This is a genomic window from Flavobacterium sp. (assembly GCF_044368625.1).
Taxonomy (GTDB): domain Bacteria; phylum Bacteroidota; class Bacteroidia; order Flavobacteriales; family Flavobacteriaceae; genus Flavobacterium.
The window spans coordinates 1-22,396 of record NZ_JBIPPD010000029.1 but is presented as its reverse complement, the minus strand read 5'-3'; the positions used below and the strand labels follow the sequence as shown (position 1 = coordinate 22,396).

Below are 22,396 nucleotides of genomic sequence, written 5' to 3'. Positions count from 1 at the left end.
AATGGTGGATGCAATCGCTATGGGACGCCGCATTTATACCAACCTTAAAAAAGCGATTCAATACATCATTTCTATCCATATTCCCATTATTTTAACGGTTTTTATTCCGCTGGCTTTGGGATGGGTGTATCCAAATATTTTTTCGCCAATACATATTATTTTTTTAGAATTGATTATGGGTCCGACGTGTTCCATCATTTTCGAAAATGAACCAATGGAAGAAAACACGATGAAAAACAAACCACGACCATTTACAAAATCATTTTTTAATTGGAACGAACTGACTACCAGTATCGTTCAAGGACTTGTGATTACCGCTGGAACTTTGTTTGTTTATCAATATGCGGTACAAAAAGGGATGAATCAAGAACTAATTCGAACGATGGTTTTTATTGTTTTGATTACTTCAAATATTGTATTAACGTTAGTCAATCGGTCGTTTTACTATTCGATTTTTACAACGATGAAATACAAAAATAATCTTGTTCCTCTTATCATAGCAATCACAGTGATTATTACTGCATTATTGCTTTATGTACCCGTATTAACTCACTTTTTCGGGTTCGAGACTTTACCGATAAATCAGTTACTCATCGCTATTTTAGCTGGTTTTGTGTCGGTTATTTGGTACGAATTTGCAAAACTATTTAAGAGAATGCAAGCGATAAAATAGAGCTGTTGTGTCAAATATGCTTTTAGAAAAATGTTAGCACAATCCTAAACTCATTGGATTTAAGTTGCAATACTATTTCCTTTGAAATAATTAAATCGCATACTATGTCAATCTTCAAAACCTGCCTACTTTTTTTTCTTTTCCACTCATTTGTTAATTCATTTGCACAATCCAATATTCGCGTATTTCATGAAGATGTAGCTAACGGAGTTGTAATTTATGCCGATAATCCCGAACATTGCCCTTTAACGGTGGAATTAAATTTTAAGCTCAAGAATTTTAAAGTTCAAGGCACGGAACAAACTTCATTTTTGGTTCAAAAAAATAGTAAAAAAGTAGCATTGGCAACACTTAAAATCATAGATAAAACCAAGCCCAGCTCTTTTGGTTACACCTATGGCACTAGTTTAGGCGACAATTCTCAAACAGAATACGACCGAGAATTTGCGTATTCGTTACCTTTTGAGAAAGGAACTAAATTCGGCTTGCATCAAGGTTACAACGGAACTTTTTCACATCAAAATCAAAATTCACTTGACTTTACTATGCCTGTTGGAACACCCATTACAGCAATGCGAGGCGGCGTTGTGATAAAAGTAGTGGAAAATAATAATTCCGGTTGTCCTAGCAAAGAATGTGCAAAGTTCAACAATTTAGTCATTATTTACCACGAAGATGGCACATTTGCCGAATATGCTCATATTATGAAGAACGGTGTAATTGTAGAAGTTGGTGATCAAATAACACAAGACCAAATCATTGCAAAAAGTGGTAATACAGGTTGGAGTTCAGGACCGCATTTGCATGTAATGGTGTATTTGCAAAAATTGAAAAGTGTTCAAACGATTCCAACAAAGTTTAAAACTGGCGACGGTACTAAAGTTGATTTTTTAAAAGAAAAAGAAATATATTTAAGAGAATATTAAAAATAAAACAGGTCAACTGTAATAATTTAGTTTTAAAAAGCAACTTCTTTGGCAATGATGTAAATTCCCATTGCTAATACAAACCATCCAAAAACAGGTTTAAGTTGTTCGCCATTCATTTTTGTTGATAAAAAAGTTCCGATGAAAATGCCTATTGCTGCAATCGAAGAGATGCTGAACAAAAATATATAATTAATTTCGACACCATTAACCACATCTCCCGCAAAACCGAAAAGCGAATTAAACGCAATAATCAATAACGACGTTCCTACCGCTTCCTTCATTTTCATTTTAGCAAAAAACAACAAAGCCGGAATTATTAAAAAACCACCTCCCGCTCCGAGAAATCCCGTAATCAACCCCACAATGGCGCCTATAAAAATAAGATGCAATGGCTTCACTACCCCACTTGCAATCGGCTCAATTTGTTTTTTTATCATCGAATAAGATGCTAAAACCATTAAAATGGCAAATAGAACCATAATCAACATCCCTCGATTTATAGTAAAATCAGCGGTTAGATGGATGATTTCGGGAATGCGTAATAAAATAATTTTACGCACCAATAATAATGTAATCAAAGACGGTACGGCAAAATAGAGTGCCGATTTCACTTTAATATTTCCCAATTTGTAATGTCTAAAAGCACCCATTACAGATGCCAAACCAACGATAAATAGTGAATACGAAGTCGATAGTTTGGGATTGATTTGAAATAAATAAACCAATATAGGCACAGTCAAAATACTTCCGCCACCCCCAATGAGTCCCAAAGAAATTCCGATAAAAAGCGAGGCAAAATAACCCAAAACTTCCATAGTTTTCCGTTTTTGAAAAGTAGATACAAATATGCGTAAAGTTTTACGTTTTCTTTTGTCTACCTACATTTTTGTAAGCTAAAATAGAAGAATTTCAGCAAATTGGATTTCGATTTTTAAAATACCCTAATGAAATACTGAAACAATTGAAATAAAAATATCAAATAACGTTGTGCCCTTTGAACTCCGATGGTTTGTGTCTTTTTAAAATATTTACAAGGAAACTTTACTACTTTGTAACTTTTTGATCACTAATTAAAAGTATTTTTTCAGCAAAATAAAACATACAGCTATCATAAATAAAAGTTATAAATGCAAGTTTGAGCCCTTGTTCAAACTATTTGTATTATTTTTAAAACAAAAAAATAAGACTATTTGCAATGAAAAAAATTATTATTATAGGATTTATCTTGCTTTTAATCGGTTGTAAATCCAAAAAAGAGGCAGTAGAAGAAACCCGTCCAACCCTTTCGGTTGTTACCACCGACGAAATTCCTCCTGTCTTAAAAAACAAAGCCTATGCTTTAGGCAAAAGAGTGTTGATGACGTGCAATACTTCTCGATTTAAACCATTTACAACTGAGGAAGCTACTGCTACGTTAATAAAAAATACTACACAAGAAAAGTTAACGCAAGTATGTCATAAATTCAGAGTAAAATACGGCGATTTTAAGGAGATTTACTTAACAGAAGTACTTAAAAACAATGCAGACGAGAGTTACATTTTCAGGTATAAAGCAAAATATGAACGGGACTTTGCTAAAAAAGAGCTTCGTGTAACTATCGACAAAAACCAAAAAGTATCAGCAATAAAATCGACAGATTGGGTCGACAAAATCTACTAAATAAAGACGAATGTTAAAAAATTTGAAGTATCTTTTGTTTACATTTTTAATTAGCAACGTTGTTTTTTCGCAGGAAAAAATGACGTTACAAGACCAAAAAACCATTCCAGCTACACCAACATGGTCTTTTTTCAGCGATTCGTACCGCTATTCGGGAGCTGTGAAAGTACAAATAGGCAATAATGGAAAAGGCGGAACACTTCTCGTACAGGTTGAAACTTCAGATCCCACTTTTTACATTGGAGGAACTCTCTATTTGTTTTTGGAAGATGGAAATGTTATCACGTGTACCGACAAAAATGTACGCAGCATTTCGGATAAGTTCATTCAGTCGTATTATTTGATTACACCAAGTGAACTACTTTTGTTAAAGAAAAATAAACTAACCGACGTGCGTTTTAGAATATTCGGAACGGATTCGCAATTTTCAAGTCGTACGGGATTTTTTACTGCCCAGAACAAAATAAAAATGTTCGGACTTCCTGATAAATCGTACGATACTGTAACTGACTTAAAGCAATTATTTAACTAATGACCCGACAAAACGAACAATTAATAGAAGAATTTTACTCTGGTTTTGCGGCTGGAAACAGCAGAACGATGAGTAGTTGTTACCATCCGGAAGTGATTTTTAAAGATCCCGCCTTTGGAGTTTTAGAGGCAAGTGATGCTAAGGATATGTGGGAAATGCTTATCCAAAAAAGTCAGGGACAATTGGATATCAAGTTTTCCAATGTTGTTTCAAATGGCTCACGAGGCGCTGCGGATTGGGTTGCCGAATATACGTTTAGCAGTACGAATCGTAAAGTAGTCAATAGAATTCATGCCGAATTTGAGTTCAAAGACGGGCTCATTTACCGTCATACCGATACGTTTGATTTATACGCTTGGTCCAAACAAGCCTTGGGATTAAAAGCCGTTTTATTGGGTTGGGCACCATTTTTTAAGAAAAAAATTCAAGAGCAGGCGATAGCTTCTCTTCGAGCTTTTCAACGAAAGAAAGATTAAGTTACCCCTTGCTTCAATAGCCTTTGAATATTTTTTAAACGATTAATTAACAGGTATTTACACAGAACAAAGTTAATTTTTAGTCCAATATAACTGAGTTGATGAACTATTTTTTTCAACACCAAATTTTCTTTTAATCGCTTCAGATACTCAGAAATCATCTGTTTTTTTGCGATGCCTCAAATTTGAATGTGTATCTTTGTATTTCAAAAAAATCACCTTTATCAATACCATTATAGTATGCAACATCTTATCGACCGTTTTATCAGTTATGCCATTATTGACACCGAAGCTGATCCCAATTCGACTACCACACCCAGTTCTATGAAACAGCACGTTCTTGCCGATTTATTGGTTAAAGAACTAAAAGAAATAGGAATGACCGACGTTTCTAAAGACGTAAATGGTTATGTAACTGGAACTTTAGAAAGCAATGTAACACACGAAGTACCCACAATCGGTTTTGTTTCGCATTTTGATACCACGCCGGATTTTACTGGATTTAATGTAAAACCACAAATTGTTACTGATTATGACGGTGGTGATATTGTATTAAATGCCGAACAAAACATCGTCCTGTCTCCAAATTATTTTGAAGATTTATTGATGTACAAAGGACAAACCCTCATTACAACCGATGGAACTACACTACTCGGAGCCGATGACAAAGCAGGTTTGACCGAAATTGTTTCTGCGATGGAACATTTAATCAAGAATCCAGAAATCAAACACGGGAAAATTAGAGTTTGCTTTACTCCCGACGAAGAAATTGGTCGTGGAGCCGACTTGTTTGATGTCGAAAAATTTGGTGCCAAGTGGGCATACACAATGGATGGAAGTCAGATTGGCGAATTGGAATATGAAAATTTTAATGCGGCTGGAGCCAAATTAACGTTCAAAGGGAAAAGTGTACATCCGGGTTATGCCAAAGGTAAAATGATCAACTCGATGTTGATTGCCAACAATTTTATCAGCAAATTACCCAAAGGAGAAACACCCGAAGAAACTGCGGGATACGAAGGATTTTTCCACGTTCATCATTTTGACGGAAGTATCGAAGAAACAAATGTGCAGTTAATTATTCGTGATTTTGATGCCAAAAGTTTTGAAAAGAGAAAGAAAAAAGTGCAAAAAATTGCCGACAAAATCAATAAAAAATATGCGAAGCAATTTGGCGAAGACATTGTAATCGTAGAAATTACGGATCAATATTTCAACATGCGTCAAATGGTTGAGCCTGTAAAATATATTGTTGATTTGGCCGAAATGGCGATGCGTGACCTGAACATCAAACCGCTTATAAAACCCATTCGTGGCGGAACAGACGGTTCGAGATTGTCGTATATGGGTTTGCCGTGTCCGAACATTTTTGCAGGTGGACACAATTTTCATGGAAAATACGAATACCTTCCTGTAGAAAGTATGCAAAAAGCGGTTGACGTAATTATCCGAATTGCAGAATTAACCGCTTCTACCGACTTACAGGCATTAGAATCAAATAGTAAATTGGACAAAACATCTTCAAAAGGTAAAAAGTCTAAGAAAATGGTTTTGAAGAAAAAGTAATCCATAAATCATAGAACAAAAAAAGCGTGAGGATAAAAGTCTTCACGCTTTTTTGGTTTATAAAATAGTGCTCAGTTTGAAGAGAAAAATGCCTCCTCAACGGTTTTTTTACACTTTCCCCTCCTTAATTTCATCTACAATTTCAGGATTGAGCAACTTTAATTTATTCTTGTCGGGGTTGGGGTATCTTGTAAGGGATCTCTAATAGCGGCTTCATTTTCTATGTTAATGGCATAGGTTCTTTGGTGGTCTGACATTCAGTATGAATTTGTTTTATTTTCGTAATAAAGGGCTACCGATTACACATCTGGTTTTGTTGGAACTGGATTAAATTCAGTATACTATGTTATTTTTCAAAACGTTGAGCCAATTCCTCTAGGTCTGTTTTTCTAGCTAGCACTTCCAACCAGTCTTTAGGAATGCTTTCCAATCCATAAATCAAACCTGCTAAACCGCCTGCAACGGCTGCTGTTGTGTCGGTATCTCCCCCAAGATTCACTGCTTTTAGAACGGCTTCTTTGTAATTTGACGTCGTTAAAATACACCAAATAGACGCTTCTAAAGTATAAATGACATACCCCCTGCTGTGGATGTCTGCTTCATTGTAGGTTGAAATATCCTCCGTTAATAACCTACTGAATTTTTGAATTTCTAGGGGATTTATTTCACGGTTTTCAAAATAGGCTATCATTTCGGATTGCAGTTCGGCATAGGCCTGAAATTTATCTTTTCTTTGAAGAATTTTTTTAGCAAACTCTAAATAATAAAAACAAGCCATCACCGAGCGAACATGTGCATGGGTAAGCGAAGACACTTTTTTAGTCCACTCATAACGTTGGTCAATGACTATATCTTTGATGTACAAAACCAAGGGTAAAATACGCATAAGCGAGCCATTACCGTTGTCCATCTCATCAAAACCGCCGGCTAATTCGGGCGGAGTGCCGTTTTCTAATCGTTCAATAGCAATTCTTGTACCGATGCCAATATCGAAAACCCAACCACGAGCCGTCCAATAATTATCGTTTTTCCAAGCGATAAATTTTTGGGCGAGTTTTTGCAAATCTAAACCCTCTACTATGCTTTCAGCCAAACACAACATTAACGACGTATCATCCGACCAAGTGCCTTTGGGTTGGTTGTACGTGCCAAATTCTCGCATATCGGTTACAGGATTTTGTTGTAAATCTTCGCGACGGCTGAATTCCACAGGCACGCCGAGGGCATCGGCGGTGGCGGTGGCGAGGAGGATGGTTTGGAGGTTATTGGGCATTTGGTAAAATTGAAATTGTGTTGGGATTATTTACTTGGAAACTGATAACTTGATGTAAGTTATAATTCGCTTGTATGAACTGATTCCATTCAACTCCTCCATAAAATCTAACGTAACCATTTTTATTAATGGTTCTATTAATTGTTGAATGAATAATTTGTCCATTTGGCAAAATAATTTGTAATGGTTCATTATGATTTCCTAAATTATTGGAAGCAGCAACTCCAACATTTAAATAGTTTTGATTGTAATATGTTGTGCCAATTGTTCTTTGAAATTCGTTCATGTGATTTATTTTTAAAGATTTATTTCTAAATTTTGTTGAATCCAAGTCCTTAAATTTTGAAAGTAATCATGACCACCGACTCGTACTGCTCTTCCGCTTGGACTGTATGAAATTTGTTCAAAATATTCACAGTTTTCAATAATTGTGCTAATAAAACCTTGAAAACCATTTAAACCTAAATTATTCTCTTTCCACTTCGTATTAAAATTCAAATCAATAGTATTATTTCCTAAAGTATGAATTATTCGTTTAGGACTGTAATCATTTATAAAGTTTAAGATATTTTGATTGTAATTTCGTATTACATTAATTTTACCACCTTGAAAATTAGTATTAGAAGTGAATAAAACACTATCACTATATTCAGTAAATATTTTTTGATCTTTGAAACTAATTTCATGCATCTCATTAAATCCAGTTATATTAATGTCTGAAATTAGATCTAAAAAACAAAATTCATATTTGTCCATAACTTCAATTTTCCTTTCATAGTTTCCACAAAAATAATCTTCATTTTTACCTAGAAGGTTTGCAATAGTTTTCCAAAAATAATTAGAACTTCTACCATAATAATAATCTGTATTGTTGTTCGGGTTACTCGGGTTGAACGACCCTAAAACTAAAGTTTTTACTTTATTAGGAATATGGATTTGCCAATTTATTGACGCGTGTTCGATTATCATAGTTGTATTTTTTAATTAATTTTCTATTGGGCAAACCCCAATTGTTATTTCTTTAATATTATTTTCAAAGTGTTGTAATTAAAATCATCCAAATTAGCATGTTTCTCAAACATGGGTTGTGGTGGTAACTGACCATTGTGTGCCAAAATGTAATTGGCAATGTGGTCGTTGTTTTCTGGTTGATGATTTAGAGCATTAAATTGATCTTCTGTTTCGTTTGGAAATCTTTTTTTTCTTAACATATTTGTAAAATTTAAAGGTTATTTTTTTTAATCTTGTATTTGCTTGTTATGCTTTACCCATATATCAAACAATCGTTTATTATAAGGTAAAATAATTGTTGTATCAAAATCTTCTTTGTACTCAAAATTTAGATTTAGCGCATTTAAATAGCTGATACAACCTTCAAAAACCATAAAATCTGTATCATAAAAGAGACAAAAATCACAAAAAAATTGATCTTCTTTTAACTCAAAATACCCATTTTCTTTAAAAAACAGATTGCCTGAAATCATTGAAAACATAATTTCGGTTCCATCAAACATGGTTTGAGTCACCAACAATTCCTCCCTCAAGTTATAATCAATCTCCCAGATTTTGATGCTTTCAAATCTTTTTTCTTGGACATGTCTCATGTTTGTTCCTTTATATCTAAGTATTGCTTTTGCGGTAAATAAAGTAGATGGTTTATTTATTTTAATCATTTCACTATAAATTTTTCGTTAATATTTTTCTTTCTAATTCGGATATTTGCTCTAAACCAACCAAATTAATTTTATCCAAAACATTATCAAGGGTCAATTCAATGTCTTGATCAAATGTGAAGGGTTTGATGTAATCAAATAGCATGTCTTCAAAATTCATGTTATAATGAAAATGATGTAGGGGTTGGCCATCCATTTTAAAACTAAATCCCATAATGTATTTTTCTACAATGTACATTCTTGATAGTTTTACTCTGTTGAGATAGCCTCCACCTTCATAATGCATTTTAAACTCCTGCAATATGGCTTTGAATTTATCGTTGAATGGCGAGAAAAAGTCAAGTAAAGTAAAACCAAGATCCAACACATCAATGCAAATAATATGATTTGTAAAATTTGGGAACATCATTTCTTCATCATCATCGTCATTGAACTTTTGAAAAGAAAGTAATTCAAAACCGATTTTGGCTTTGGTTCTATTATTATTGAAAATCCAATCGATAATCACCGATCGATAGGGCTCGATTTCGTGTAATTTTATTGGAATGCAATGCTCTACAAATTCGGTTTGAATATAATCAGGGATGTGAATCGTTCTATAATCATTTTCCTGAACGGTTCCGAAAAAAAAATCGTCAATGATAAAAATAAATCGCATCGGATTTTCTTCTGTTTGTTCCAATATTCGATACTTGATGTAATCTTTGGTGGAATTAGCCGAAATAAAATCAGTTGTCAAACACCAATGTTCAAAATTTTCAAAAGTTGAATTCTTTAAATCTAAAGCAATAATTTTGTGAAGTGTTGGCATAAAAAAATGGTTTTAGGTTCGAAAAATTTAAATATATCTAAACATTTTTGATTTTCCAATACATTAATTTAAAAAGTGTTGAAAAAAATTTTTTATGATAAATATTAAGCCATTAGTATAACCCATTCGTGGCGGAACAGACGGTTCGAGATTGTCGTATATGGGTTTGCCGTGTCCGAACATTTTTGCAGGTGGACACAATTTTCATGGAAAATACGAATACCTTCCTGTAGAAAGTATGCAAAAAGCGGTTGACGTAATTATCCGAATTGCAGAATTAACCGCTTCTACTGATTTGAATGCTTTAGAAGCAAATAGCAAACTGGACAAAACATCTTCGAAAGGTAAAAAGTCTAAGAAAATGGTTTTGAAGAAAAAGTAATCCATAAATCATAGAACAAAAAAAGCGTGAGGATAAAAGTCTTCACGCTTTTTTGGTTTATAAAATAGTACTCAGTTTGAAGAGAAAAATGCCTCATCAACGGTTTTTTTACACTTTCCCCTCCTTAATTTCATCTACAATTTCAGGATTAAGTAATGTACTCGTATCGCCGAAATTTGAGAAATCTCCTTCGGCTATTTTGCGCAAAATTCGTCGCATAATTTTACCGGATCGGGTTTTGGGTAAACCAGATACGAACTGGATTTTATCCAACTTTGCAATGGGACCAATTTGGTTGGAAATCATTTCATTAATTTCTTTCGAAAGATTATTCCGGTCGCGGCTTTCCCCAACTTCTTTGAGAATTACATAACCATACAAAGCATTTCCTTTGATGTCGTGCGGAAATCCTACAATTGCCGATTCAGCAACCGCTGGATGTTCGTTGATGGCATCCTCGATTGGAGCAGTTCCTAAATTGTGTCCAGAAACAATTACCACGTCATCTACCCTTCCCGTGATTCGGTAGTAACCCACTTCGTCTCGCAAAGCACCATCTCCGGTAAAATATTTTCCAGGAAAAGCAGAAAAATAGGTTTCTTTATAACGCTGGTGGTCGCCCCAAATGGTCCTTGCAATTCCAGGCCATGGAAATTTAATACACAAACTTCCTACTACTTGGTTTCCTTCAATTTCATTTCGCAGTTCGTCCATCAATACGGGTTGAATTCCAGGCAAAGGCAAAGTAGCATACGTAGGCTTTGTAGGGGTTACGAAAGCAATTGGCGAAAGCATAATTCCACCCGTTTCAGTTTGCCACCAAGTATCTACTAATGGACAACGCTTTCCTCCAACGTGATCGTTGTACCAGTGCCAAGCTTCTTCATTAATCGGTTCTCCTACTGATCCAATTACTTTTAGAGAACTCAACGGAAAGCGTTCGATGAAATCTAAACTTTCTTTAGCTAAAGATCGGATAGCTGTTGGAGCGGTGTAAAATTGGTTTACTTTATGTTTTTCAATTACTTCCCAAAAACGACTGAAATCAGGATAAGAAGGAACGCCTTCAAATATTACGGTTGTAGCTCCGTTTAAAAGTGGCCCATATAAAATATAGGAATGTCCGGTAATCCAGCCAATATCTGCGGTACACCAAAACACGTCGTTTTCTTCGTAATTAAAAACATTTTTAAAAGTGTAGGCTGTATAAACCATGTATCCAGCCGTAGTATGCACCATTCCTTTAGGTTTTCCAGTTGAACCTGATGTATATAAAATGAATAAAGGATCTTCGGCATCCATAATTTCGGCAACATTGTTATCAGAAGCTTGATCTAAAAGGGGTTGTAACCATTGGTCTCGTCCTTCCATCATATTTACATCCGAATTGATTCGTTTGGCAACCAAAACTTTCTCAACCGAGGGACAATTTATTAAAGACTCGTCGATAATTCCTTTTAAATCGATGGTTTTATTTCCTCGGTAACCTCCGTCAGAAGTAATTACCATTTTGCAATCAGAATCATTGATTCTTGTAGCCACTGCCGAAGCCGAAAATCCTGCAAAAACAACGGAATGAATAGCTCCGATTCGGGCACAAGCCAAAACTGAAATTGCTAACTCAGGAATCATGGGTAAATAAATACAAACCCTATCCCCTTTTTTTATGCCTTGTTCCCGCAACACATTGGCCATTTTATTAACCCGTTGGTATAATTCGGTATACGTTATATGCTGAGCGGCTTCTGATGGATCGTTAGGTTCAAAAATAATAGCTGTTTTGTTGCCACGTTTAGACAAATGTCGGTCGATACAGTTTTTTACAATGTTTACTTTGGCACCATTAAACCAACTTATTTCGGCTTCTGCCATATCAAACTCTACCACTTTATCCCATTGTTGGTACCAAGTGAAATTTTCTTCAGCAATTTTTCCCCAAAATTTTCGTGGTTCGCGGATGGATTTATTATAATGTTTGAAATATTGTTCTAAATTTTTTATTTGATAATAACTCATGACTTCTTTATTTTAATCTGTTAATGGTAATATGTATATTTAAAAATCTTATTTAATTTGTCCTAAACGCATTTGTTCAAAAGCATGTTTTATTTCGTCAATAATTGCCTCATCGTCAATGGTAGATGGAATTTGAAAATCTTCAGCATCAGCAATGCTTCTCAACAATTTTCGAAGAATTTTACCCGAACGAGTTTTGGGTAAGCGCTCGACCATAATCACATTTCGAAAAGAAGCCACAGCTCCAATTTGATTTCTAACGCGTTGTACAATTTCGTACTCTAGCTGAAACCGCTCAATGGATACTCCTGCTTTTACAACTACAAGTCCACACGGCACTTGACCTTTTAATTCGTCGCTAATGCCTATCACGGCACATTCGGCAACGGCTTGATGCGACGAAACAATTTCTTCCATTTCGGCGGTAGACAATCGATGACCCGCTACATTAATTACATCGTCCACTCTACCTGTGATGAAAACATATCCGTCGTCGTCCACAAAACCGCCATCGCCCGAGAGGTAATATCCTTCAAATTTACTAAAATATCCTGTTTGAAAACGCTCCAAATTTCCCCAAAGCCCCAACATATTTCCAGGTGGTAAAGGTAACTTAATTACTACTAAGCCTTCTTGATGGGGAGCTAATTCTGTTCCATCTTCGCTAAAAATTTTCAAATCGTATCCACAAACGGGTTTCGTTGCCGAACCTAATTTAATTGGCATTTTCTCAATCCCTAACGGATTAGCAACCATAGGCCAACCAGATTCGGTTTGCCACCAATGGTCAACCACAGGAATCGGTATGTGTTTTTGAAACCACTCAATTGTTGCCGAATCGCAACGTTCGCCCGCAAGAAATTGATTTCGCAAACTGCTTAAATCATACTGTTTGATGAAATCGCCTTCAGGATCTTCTTTTTTAATTGCTCGAATTGCCGTTGGTGCTGTAAACATCGTAGCAACTTTATGTTCAGAAATAATGCGCCAAAATGTACTCGCGTCTGGCGTTTTTATGGGTTTTCCTTCAAAAATTATTGTCGTATTTCGGTTTAATAAGGGGCCATACAAAATATAGCTGTGTCCTACTGCCCAACCCATATCCGATGCTGCCCAAAAAACTTCGTCGGGTTTGGTATCATAAATATGCTTCATCGAAAATTTAAGTGCTGTGGCATAACCACCTGTATCTCTGACAATTCCTTTGGGTTTTCCGGTAGTTCCAGAAGTGTACAAAATATACAATGGATGATTTGACGCAACCGAAACGCAATCGGCTTCTTCCGAACCGTAAACCAATGCATCGTAATCAACATCCCGTTTTTTGAACGGAACTTTAGCCCCTAATTTGCGATTAAAAATAATGACTTTCTTGGGCTTATGTGTTGCCAAATCTATGGCTTCGTCTACTAAGGGTTTATAGGCAATCAATCGGTCGATTTCGATTCCTGAGGAAGCAGTAATAATTCCTCTGGGTTTGCAATCGTCAATTCGGATGGCCAATTCGTGTGGTGCAAATCCGCCAAAAACAACAGAATGAATAACGCCAATTCGAGCACAAGCCAACATAGCAAAGGTAGTTTGCGGAATCATTGGCATGTAAATAATTGCCGTATCGCCTTTTTTAAAGACAAGTGATAGTAAACCTCCTGCGAGTTTGGCCACTTCGGCTTTGACTTCGTTAAACGTAAATTTTTTAACCGTTTGCGTAACTGGAGAGTCGTAAATCATCGCAACTTGGTTGCCAAAACCATCTTGGATGTGTTTGTCTATGGTTAGATAACACATGTTCAGCATACCGTCTTTGAACCACATCGGATATCCATTTTCATCTTTTGAAAGCACGACAGTTGGTTTTGAAAACCAATCTAATTCATCTGCTTGTTCTTGCCAAAAATCATTTGGATTACTGATGCTTTTAGTGTAAAATTGGTTGTAATTATTCATAATAGTTATTATTTTTTTTTTGCTTTAGAAGCAAAAATTGGTTTTGGTTTATTTGGTCAATTCATTTACTTGTTCAACTAACTTTTTGACAGAAAAAGGTTTGGTCATGTACAAATCGGCACCGAGAGTGAGACCTTTTTCAATATCTTTTTCTTTATTTTTTGCCGATAAAAAAATGACTTTTGTATTCTTTAATCGTTTGTCTTCTTTGATTTGCTCTAAGGTGTTGTAACCATCCACGTTGGGCATCATAACGTCTAAAATAATGATGTCGGGCAGTGCATTTTTTAAAATATCCAAAGCTTCCTGACCGTCTCTGGCAATAAAAACTTCGAAATTGTTTTTCTTAAACGTATATTCAAGCGACATTACAATGTTGGGTTCGTCGTCTACAATTAATATTTTCTTCATAAGTACCTTTTTTGTTAGGGGTTAAAAAAAGTTTAATTTTAATTTATTTAAGATGGCCTTTGCTGTACTCTACTGTATTTTGGTATCGAAAAAGTTATTCTTGCTCCAGAATTTTCGGTGTTTTCCGCATAAATTTTCCCGTTATGGTGTTCGATAATTTTTTTACAAATCGCTAAACCTAAACCGCTCCCAACGGGTTTTCTGATGTTTTGGTTTGAGGATTGATAAAACTTATCAAAAATTGCTTCAAAATCATTTTCGTCAATTCCTTTTCCGTTATCAACTACAGCGACTTCAATGAGTTTATCGGTTTCTTTGATGTGAATAGCAATCGAGCCTTCTTGATTTGGACAAAATTTAATGGCATTAGAAATTAAATTATTGAGCACTTGCGTGATGCGGTCTTCGTCATAAAATGCTTTTACAATGTTTTTTTCTGAAATTATGTCAATCGTAATATTTTTATTTTCAATAAGCTGCTTTAACTGCTTTACTACTTCGGAAATAGTATGGTAAATATTGTTTTTGGTGACATAAATTTTTTGCAAACCCGAGTCAAATTTTTCCAAATCCAAAATTTTAGTAATCAAACGATTCAGCCTGTCGGATTCTGAAATGATATTGGCCAGAAATTGCTTTTTCATTTCTTGTGGAATATCCTCATCGTTGTGCAAAATTTCAGTTGCCGCTCGAATGGCAGTAATCGGGGTTCGCAATTCATGCGAAATGGTATCTAAAAATTCATCTTTTTGTTTGTCTTTTAGAATCAATTCTTCGTTTGCGTTTTTGAGTTGAGCAGTAATTATGCTGAGTTCTTTGGAGGTTTCGGTCAGCTTTTTATTGATTAGAATATTTTCTTTGGATTCCTCCAAAATTTTTAAAACCTCGGGAAGTGATATCTTTTCTTCTTTAACAACGCTGGAAATCAAAATTTTGGCTGATGCCGTTCCGATGTGACCTGTAAGTAAATTTTCGGCAAATTTAACCAATCGAGCATCTGCCAATTCTTCGGTTTTGGAAAAGTTATACTTTTGTCGGAATAAATTTAGGGCTCTTTTTGTTCGTTCTTCCCCTAAAAATTTATTCAAAACTTTTTGAATATCCGAAGTGTAAGCTGTTCCTTTCCATATAAATGCATTTTCGTGAGTGGTAACGTATTTTTCAATATCGATATACATTTCGGCATAATTTCGTTCCCTGTAATTTCCGTTAAAACTAACTGAAACAGCAAAGTAAGCCATCGTATTGAACAACAAACTCCAAAAAACAGCTTGTGGTACAGCTTCCAAATAATCCAGTCCAAATAACTGAAATGGTTTTAAAAGTTCGATACCAAAAAGTCCATTTGTAATAAAACTGTTATCCGAGTTGGTAATTCCGATGGTATACGGAACCAACAAAGTATAGGTACAAATTAAAAATCCCACAATGATTCCTGTAACAGCTCCTTTTTTCGAACCTCTTCGCCATAAAATTGCTCCAAAAAATGCGGGTGCTAATTGAGCGATGATTACAAAAGATACCATTCCAATCGAAAATAAATTATAATCTAAAACAAAAACGCGATAAATTATATAAGATAGAATAATGAGCGAAAATATTCCCACTTTTCGGATGCGAACAATTTTTTTGATATTGGTTTCTTGTACATCACTTTGCAACCTACCTAAAAAACCATACGGAATCAAGAGATTATTACTCAACATAGTCGATAATCCTATCGACGAAACTACGATCATGGATATTGCTGCTGAAAATCCGCCTAGAAAGACCAAAATCACTACCATTTGATTATCATATAACTGTGGAATCAATAACGAATAGGTATCAGGATTAACTGCTTTTCCATCAAAAAGAATGTTACCGCCCCACGCCACCGGATACACAAAAATATTGAACAGCAGCAAATACAGCGGAAACAACCAAACAGCGGTTTTGATATGGCTTTCGCGATTGTTTTCTACCACCGCCATTTGGAATTGTCGGGGTAAAAGAAAAATGGCAAAAAGTGAAAGCACACAAAGAAAAAACCAATTAATGGCTTGTGGAATTCCTCCTATGGAATTTTTTTCTTTAAAATTTTCCAGCAAACTGGCTTGAGCATAAATATCGTCAAAACCATCAAATACAAAGAAGGTAACATAGAGACCAAGAAGGATAAAAAAGAATAACTTTAAAATGGATTCTACTGCAACGGCGGTTACGATTCCCTTTCGTTGTTCAGATGCGTCCACATAACGTGTGCCGTAATAGGATGCAAAAAGAGCTAAAGCAATGGCTACATACGTTGTGGTATCGTTAAAAATATTGGAATCCTCATCAGTTTGAGTAACCAAATGAAAGGTTTCAGAAATGGCTTTGAGTTGTAAGGAAATGTACGGTAAGATGCCAAAAATGCAAACCAATGTTACTAACGCCCCTAAAAGCCGACTGTTTCCGTAACGAAGTGATATAAAATCGGCAATACTGGAAATCTTATTTATTTTTGAAATTCGAATGATTTTGCGAAGCACAATAATCCAAATAGGAATTACAATGATGGGACCAATATAAATTGGTAAATAATTGAGCCCTGAAGTTGCTGCAACACCAATACTCCCGTAATAGGTCCAAGCGCTGCAATACACTGCCAAAGACATCGTGTAGACATACGGATTGTTTGTCCATTTTGAATTTCCTCTTTTCTCTGCCCAATGAGCAATTCCAAAAAGAATTGCCAAATAGACCGATAGGATTATTAATAAAACAATGCTACTCATAATACCTTTTGATAACCAAAAGTGAAACCAATATTGAAAAAATCCATACCGAAAAAATATAGACGTACATCACCGGAATTCCTCCAACTGAAGTCACACTGTCAAAGAGCAACAACAAAGGCATGTTGAAGCAAAGTAACAAAAAAAGGGAAAGAATGAGTAATTTCTGTTGGTGTCTTTGTTTCATAACAAATACAAAAGTTAAAGCTCCCAAAAATTGTAGGAGCCATAACTTTATCTAAAATTAATATTATTTATTCTCGTCGTATTCGCCGTTTAAGGCATACCATCCAAAAGTGAGCAATCCAGTTACAATAAGAGGTAGTAATATGAAGAACATAATAATTCCAAATACTAAATCATCCTGCTTGCCAGATGTAAGTTTAGATCCAAACATTTCGATGCTGTAAAAGGCTGCTGCCAAGGCTAGTAGTATCCATACTATACCTAAAAGTTTTTTAATTGAATTCATAATTTTATGTCTTAGTCGTGAAGTGTATTGTTTTTTCTGTTTATATAAATCATTCCAATAACAAAGCAGATACCGGCAATAATGATTGGATACCATAAACCCTCTAGATAATACTCAGGGTTAGCAGGCGTAGGCCCAGTGCCTTTTGAGGTAGTTACTAAAAATGTTGAAATGGCAGGAAGTAATCCACCAAAGATACCATTTCCAACATGATAAGGCAAGGACATCGAGGTATATCTAATTTTCACAGGGAACATTTCTACTAAAAATGCTGCAATTGGACCATAAACCATAGTAACAAAAATCACTTGAAGAAACACAAGAAATATAAGCATCCATTTATCTGCATCATTAATTGTTTTAGTAATTTTAGTTTCAATCTTTTCAGCACCTTTGTCATCGAACATTATCTTTCCGTTTTCAAAATGTATTGTTTTTAGTTCTTCAGCAACGGTACCATCAGTGTAAGATTTAGAAGTTGTGTAGATAGAGTCAGTTTTAGTTTCGCTGATTTCTTTTAAAGAAGGAACCGTTTTAGTTTGTGCTACGATTTCAGTTTTCAAAGCTAAATCAGTAGTTTGAAACATGGCTCTGTAAATAGGTCTATATGCGATGATTGCAATTAATAAACCAGCCATCATAATTGATTTTCTTCCTATTTTGTCACTTAACCAGCCAAAGAAAACAAAAAATGGAGTTCCTAATATTAAGGCTATACCTAACAATGTTTCTACTTGAGATGCCTCGACAAACATTACTGTTTTTAAAAAACTCATTGCGTAAAATTGTCCCGTATACCACACAACACCTTGTCCCATTGTGGCTCCAAAAAGTGCTAATAAAACAAATTTTAAGTTGTAGCGGTTACCAAAGCTTTCTTTTAGTGGATTGGTACTTGTTTTTCCTTCTGCTTTTGCTTTGGCAAAAACAGGTGATTCATCCATATTTTTTCTAATCAAGTAGGATATACCCACCATAACTATAGACACCCAAAACGGTACTCTCCAACCCCATTCGTCAAAGGCTTCTTTAGATAACAATCCTTTTGTAGCTAAAATCACTACTAATGATACAAATAAACCAACAGTTGCGGTTGTTTGTATCCATGAAGTCCAATACCCTTTTTGACCAGCTGGAGCATGTTCTGCTACATAAGTTGCAGCACCACCGTATTCACCTCCAAGAGCTAGACCTTGTAACAAACGTAAAATCAATATTAGGATAGGTGCCGTAAAACCAATTGTTTCATAAGTAGGAATACATCCCATGACAAAGGTAGCACCACCCATCAACATTAACGTGACCATAAAGGTATACTTTCGACCGATAATGTCTCCTAATCGACCAAAAAACAAGGCACCAAATGGCCTTACCACAAAACCCGCTGCAAATGTTGCCAAAGTGGATAAAAACGCAGCAGTAGGATTATCTGACGGAAAAAATTTTGTTGACAATACTACAGCCAAACTTCCAAAGATGTAGAAGTCATACCATTCGATCATTGTGCCCATTGAGGAAGCTGAAATTACTTTCCAGATCCCTTTTGTAGATTTTGTACTCATATAAATTTGTTTTTAGATTTTATAAATAAATTTGAAGTTGCACCGTAAACTCACCCAAATGTCTGTCGATGTTACTTGGAGTAGTATAAACGGGTCGTGTTGAATATTGTGTGGTTATTTTGGCGTGATGACCATCTATAAAGAAATTGGCTCCCAAATCAAATTGGCCGCTTGCTTTATCCAAAGCATCAAAATTTTTGTATGTATAAGCACCAAAAGGTTGTACTCTAACTTTGGGTTTTTCCTGAGACGTGGGAAGTAAAACACCCGCTTGTGTGTACCAAATATTCCCAGAACCAATTGTAGCTTGTGCATTTCCAGCTCCAGCCAATGCTCTATTTCCTGTAAAATCGGGATTAGCAGCTCCAACATTCATAATACCAATATTTCGCAGATAATTGGGTCCAAAATTGTAATCATAGTAAACACTGTATGCCGTTAGAGCCATTTTCTTTTCTGGTTTACCAATAGGCATATCCAAAAAAACATCTGCTGAAAGTAAAGTAATATCGTGTTTGCCAATTGTTCCTGCTACCGAAGTTCGAGTAGCATCTGGAGCATTGTAAAACCCAGCTCCAATATTGAACATTTTTTTAGTTCCTAAATAGGATCCTACTTTGTAAGGAAGCAAGTTGGATTCAACATCTAAAAATTGGTATTCAAAATATCCCGCTTTCGACCATTTGGTATTGCCACTATTATCTACTGCGACTGCTAAGTCAGGAGTTGCAACATCTGTTGGAGCTAGATTAGTTGCAAATGGTTTATTGTAACTCAATCGGTATTCGAATTTTCCGTATTTTCCTTTGGCAAACAAACCTCCTTGACGGGCAAATTGATCTGAATTTTCAATTAATGGCCAATTGAAAATGGGTGCGTCAATTGTCAAATAATTTAAAGTGGAAGACATTGTTTCGCGAGAGAGTCCCATATAATAATGCAAACCAGCACCTATTGAAAGACTAAATTTTTTGTCCGCTTTGGGCAAAACTAACGCGTATTCGTTCCAAGCATCATGAAAAAACAATTGTGGTTTTTTACCTTGACCATAACCACCAGTTCCAGCAGTTCCATTTGCACCACCATTGGTAAAGGTTTGGTTGTTAATTCCGATATGAGTTAGGATCATGTACCGAGGTGAAATTTGAGCATACATCAAAAGTCGGAGTCGTCGGTTTGCAATATCGGTGCTCGTTGAAGCTTCTTCTCCATTGATCATCGTTCCAGGATTCATTTCAGCAGAACGCAACCAAATTTGGTTCCAAGCTAAAATTCTTAAATACTTAGAACCATCTTCTTTGAGATTGACTTTTAATCCCGCACCATAATCGGGCGATCCTTGCGAAAACGCTTTTACTGAGAAAATCAGTACCGCAGCAATTAAATAAATTTGTTTCATAAATACGTTTTGGTTAATGGTTAATTGTCTTTCGACGGTACCAAATTGCGCAAATGAATTGATAAAATAATTTTTTAATATATACAAGTGTAAATTAGTATAGTTAATCTTTGAAACGCTCCCATTTTATGAGCATAAATTTGTCCCCCAACTCTGTAATTATCATACCTGCACCAGAGAGTTGGTCTTTATTTTTGAGGTATTCCACCAGTTCTAAATGATTAAAAATCTTATAAGCAGGGTGGTAATCGGCTTGTGTAGGCTTTTTGATATTAAACTCTTTAATCCAGTTGCTTACCGTTACGTGCGAAACCCCTAAAATGCGCTCTATTTCACGAAAACTAAGGCCTTCAAGATGCAGTTGCAAAGCTTTGATTACATAGTAATTATCAATCTTTTTACCGATCTTGTTTACGGTGAAAAAATAGGTGCATTTTTTACACAAATACCTTTGTCTGCCTTTGATGACTCCGCTTTTGACAATATGATTGTCTTGACATTTTGGACATGCTAAAATTTCCATATATATAAATTTTGCATAAATATACTAATTTAGCAAATATACATACAAGAATAATGTAAAAAATTGTTTCTATTTTTATGAAGTACTTAATTTTACTGACCTTCTTATGTGAAATTGATAGTTATTACTAATCCATACTAAATAGAGGTTTAAAAGTATCGTTAATCTATTCCTATTTGTGACAAATGTTACCGTATGTAAAATTCAAGGGGCCTACTTTTACACTAAGTCAGAAAGCTTTGAAATCATCATAAAATAAAATTAAAAATACATTCAAATTATCTGTTATGAATTACATTGTTTTCAGCATCATAGTATTGCATTTAATAGCGGGGTTCGGATGGCTATTTTACAAATTGGAATTCCAAAAGAAAAAACCCGAAGATCCCAATAAAAACGATGCTGATAAAGTTGTATTACAACAAAAGTGCTGAGCGTACTTCTTGAAGTTGTACAAACTGTATAAAGTAAAACTGCTAAGCCTATAAAAATGTTGCAGTCCTTTTTTAGCCTTAATTCGACTATTAGCATTTTTACAGAAAGAATTTTCATAAAAAAAGCTACCCTAAGATAGCTTTACTTAAAAAAGTGGTTTTTTAAACGGCACTTCCAGGACTTAAAGGTGCGTCTCCACCCGAGGGATCGATATCGCCCCAATCTTGTCGTTTTTCCACAGCGGATTCATCCAAATTTTCTCCATCATCCCTGCCTTCGCTCTCGAGGTCTTCATGCGATAATGCATTTAATAATTCGTTTTGATCATCAAATGGTGAACTGAATCCATTTACTTTTTGTTGTTCGTTTAAAAATTTCATAGCTTTTAATTTTATAAAAAGGTTTTTCCCCTTTTGTTATTTTTATAAAGATACTTTCTCAAATGAATTCTTTTTTTACGGAATTTTTTATAAAAGTTTCGAAATCACATTTGCTTCAAATTCTTAAATGGTATTTGTTTACTGCATTTTTAAAATAAACGAGCATACCACTTATTGTAGCCTATTTAAAAAACCGAATTGTATAAGCATTGATTTGAATTCCGTAAGATGTTTCGCACTTGTGTGGGCTATCTTTGCAGAGTAATTGAAATGAAGCCGTACCAATGGGCGAACACAGAAAAATGAAATTGACAATGACTATGAAAACAACTTATCTAAACTTGACGGTTTAAATACACTTTCATCCCTCACTATTCGATAGACAAATACTACTGTCCTTCACTATTCAAAATTACTTCAACACCCTCGACTGATCGACGATTCTGTTAAGCAGTTTAACTATTTATTCGCTTCAATTACAACAAAAAATCTTTCTGATTACGCAACAGTAGTGATA

Annotated in this window: 22 protein-coding genes and 1 pseudogene; 7 read left to right on the top strand and 16 right to left on the bottom strand. The window is 35.1% G+C overall.

Annotation, left to right across the window (positions count from 1 at the left end):
• Together ACIQ2X_RS04040 and ACIQ2X_RS04035 are read left to right on the top strand one after the other, a co-directional pair.
• A partial coding sequence (locus ACIQ2X_RS04040; protein ID WP_396177605.1) for a cation transporting ATPase C-terminal domain-containing protein occupies positions 1-673 on the top strand: 673 nt, incomplete at its 5' end.
• A gap of 104 nt (positions 674-777) precedes the next feature.
• A complete protein-coding gene (locus tag ACIQ2X_RS04035) occupies positions 778-1,599 on the top strand; it encodes a M23 family metallopeptidase (protein WP_396177604.1) in 822 nt (273 codons plus the stop codon).
• 32 nt (positions 1,600-1,631) lie between these two features.
• On the opposite strand, the gene ACIQ2X_RS04030 is transcribed toward ACIQ2X_RS04035, so the two are convergent.
• Positions 1,632-2,417, bottom strand: a complete 786-nt coding sequence (locus tag ACIQ2X_RS04030; RefSeq protein WP_396177603.1) for a sulfite exporter TauE/SafE family protein — start codon at positions 2,415-2,417, stop codon at positions 1,632-1,634.
• 380 nt (positions 2,418-2,797) lie between these two features.
• On the opposite strand from ACIQ2X_RS04030, the gene ACIQ2X_RS04025 reads away from it, so the two are divergent.
• From ACIQ2X_RS04025 to pepT, 4 genes are all read left to right on the top strand, one after another.
• Entirely contained in the window at positions 2,798-3,262 is a 465-nt protein-coding gene (locus ACIQ2X_RS04025; protein WP_396177602.1) for a hypothetical protein, read from the top strand.
• 79 nt (positions 3,263-3,341) lie between these two features.
• Positions 3,342-3,794 carry a hypothetical protein gene (locus ACIQ2X_RS04020; RefSeq protein ID WP_396177601.1) on the top strand — a complete coding sequence of 151 codons (453 nt, stop codon included), beginning with the start codon at positions 3,342-3,344 and terminating at the stop codon, positions 3,792-3,794.
• Positions 3,794-4,270 (top strand): nuclear transport factor 2 family protein, encoded by a 477-nt coding sequence (locus tag ACIQ2X_RS04015; protein ID WP_396177600.1) that lies wholly within the window; start codon positions 3,794-3,796, stop codon positions 4,268-4,270. The genes ACIQ2X_RS04020 and ACIQ2X_RS04015 overlap by 1 nt, the downstream gene beginning before the upstream one ends.
• 240 nt (positions 4,271-4,510) lie before the next feature.
• A complete protein-coding gene (gene pepT, locus ACIQ2X_RS04010; RefSeq protein WP_396177599.1) occupies positions 4,511-5,836 on the top strand; it encodes a peptidase T in 1,326 nt (441 codons plus the stop codon).
• A 346-nt stretch (positions 5,837-6,182) separates the two neighbouring features.
• Here pepT and ACIQ2X_RS04005 read toward each other — a convergent pair whose 3' ends face one another.
• Genes ACIQ2X_RS04005 through ACIQ2X_RS03980 form a run of 6 tightly spaced genes read right to left on the bottom strand, consistent with a single transcriptional unit; the run spans position 6,183 to position 9,593 of the window.
• A complete protein-coding gene (locus tag ACIQ2X_RS04005) occupies positions 6,183-7,109 on the bottom strand; it encodes an ADP-ribosylglycohydrolase family protein (protein ID WP_396177598.1) in 927 nt (308 codons plus the stop codon).
• A complete protein-coding gene (locus ACIQ2X_RS04000; protein ID WP_396177597.1) occupies positions 7,099-7,395 on the bottom strand; it encodes a hypothetical protein in 297 nt (98 codons plus the stop codon). Before ACIQ2X_RS04000 ends, ACIQ2X_RS04005 begins: the two co-directional genes overlap by 11 nt.
• Before the next feature lie 11 nt (positions 7,396-7,406).
• Positions 7,407-8,078, bottom strand: a complete 672-nt coding sequence (locus ACIQ2X_RS03995; protein ID WP_396177596.1) for a hypothetical protein — start codon at positions 8,076-8,078, stop codon at positions 7,407-7,409.
• Positions 8,079-8,122: 44 nt separating this feature from the next.
• Entirely contained in the window at positions 8,123-8,320 is a 198-nt protein-coding gene (locus ACIQ2X_RS03990; protein ID WP_396177595.1) for a hypothetical protein, read from the bottom strand.
• A gap of 27 nt (positions 8,321-8,347) precedes the next feature.
• On the bottom strand, positions 8,348-8,782 hold the full coding sequence (locus tag ACIQ2X_RS03985; protein WP_396177594.1) for a hypothetical protein: 435 nt from the start codon (positions 8,780-8,782) through the stop codon (positions 8,348-8,350).
• Positions 8,783-8,786: 4 nt separating this feature from the next.
• Positions 8,787-9,593, bottom strand: coding sequence for a hypothetical protein (locus ACIQ2X_RS03980; RefSeq protein WP_396177593.1), 807 nt, complete (start codon positions 9,591-9,593; stop codon positions 8,787-8,789).
• A gap of 121 nt (positions 9,594-9,714) precedes the next feature.
• On the opposite strand from ACIQ2X_RS03980, the pseudogene ACIQ2X_RS03975 reads away from it, so the two are divergent.
• Positions 9,715-9,975: pseudogene (locus ACIQ2X_RS03975) on the top strand (hypothetical protein); the annotation flags it as partial.
• Between the two features lie 108 nt (positions 9,976-10,083).
• Here ACIQ2X_RS03975 and acs read toward each other — a convergent pair.
• The 9 genes from acs to ACIQ2X_RS03930 all read right to left on the bottom strand — a co-directional run bounded on the left by acs (position 10,084) and on the right by ACIQ2X_RS03930 (position 21,879).
• Entirely contained in the window at positions 10,084-11,991 is a 1,908-nt protein-coding gene (gene acs, locus ACIQ2X_RS03970) for an acetate--CoA ligase (RefSeq protein WP_396177592.1), read from the bottom strand.
• A gap of 48 nt (positions 11,992-12,039) precedes the next feature.
• Positions 12,040-13,938 carry an acetate--CoA ligase gene (locus ACIQ2X_RS03965; protein WP_396177591.1) on the bottom strand — a complete coding sequence of 633 codons (1,899 nt, stop codon included), beginning with the start codon at positions 13,936-13,938 and terminating at the stop codon, positions 12,040-12,042.
• Positions 13,939-13,986: 48 nt separating this feature from the next.
• Positions 13,987-14,349: a response regulator transcription factor gene (locus ACIQ2X_RS03960; RefSeq protein WP_396177590.1), complete on the bottom strand. Its 363-nt coding sequence runs from the start codon at positions 14,347-14,349 to the stop codon at positions 13,987-13,989.
• A gap of 47 nt (positions 14,350-14,396) precedes the next feature.
• Positions 14,397-17,108, bottom strand: coding sequence for an ATP-binding protein (locus ACIQ2X_RS03955; protein WP_396177589.1), 2,712 nt, complete (start codon positions 17,106-17,108; stop codon positions 14,397-14,399).
• A gap of 250 nt (positions 17,109-17,358) precedes the next feature.
• Positions 17,359-17,580 carry a DUF6814 family protein gene (locus ACIQ2X_RS03950; protein ID WP_396177587.1) on the bottom strand — a complete coding sequence of 74 codons (222 nt, stop codon included), beginning with the start codon at positions 17,578-17,580 and terminating at the stop codon, positions 17,359-17,361.
• Positions 17,581-17,591: 11 nt separating this feature from the next.
• Complete coding sequence (locus ACIQ2X_RS03945) at positions 17,592-19,142, bottom strand: MFS transporter (RefSeq protein ID WP_396177586.1); 1,551 nt, start codon at positions 19,140-19,142, stop codon at positions 17,592-17,594.
• 19 nt (positions 19,143-19,161) lie between these two features.
• Positions 19,162-20,541: a porin gene (locus ACIQ2X_RS03940; RefSeq protein ID WP_396177584.1), complete on the bottom strand. Its 1,380-nt coding sequence runs from the start codon at positions 20,539-20,541 to the stop codon at positions 19,162-19,164.
• A gap of 103 nt (positions 20,542-20,644) precedes the next feature.
• Positions 20,645-21,064, bottom strand: coding sequence for a helix-turn-helix domain-containing protein (locus tag ACIQ2X_RS03935; RefSeq protein WP_396177583.1), 420 nt, complete (start codon positions 21,062-21,064; stop codon positions 20,645-20,647).
• 596 nt (positions 21,065-21,660) lie between these two features.
• A complete protein-coding gene (locus ACIQ2X_RS03930; protein ID WP_396177582.1) occupies positions 21,661-21,879 on the bottom strand; it encodes a hypothetical protein in 219 nt (72 codons plus the stop codon).
• Positions 21,880-22,396: the final 517 nt, after the last annotated feature.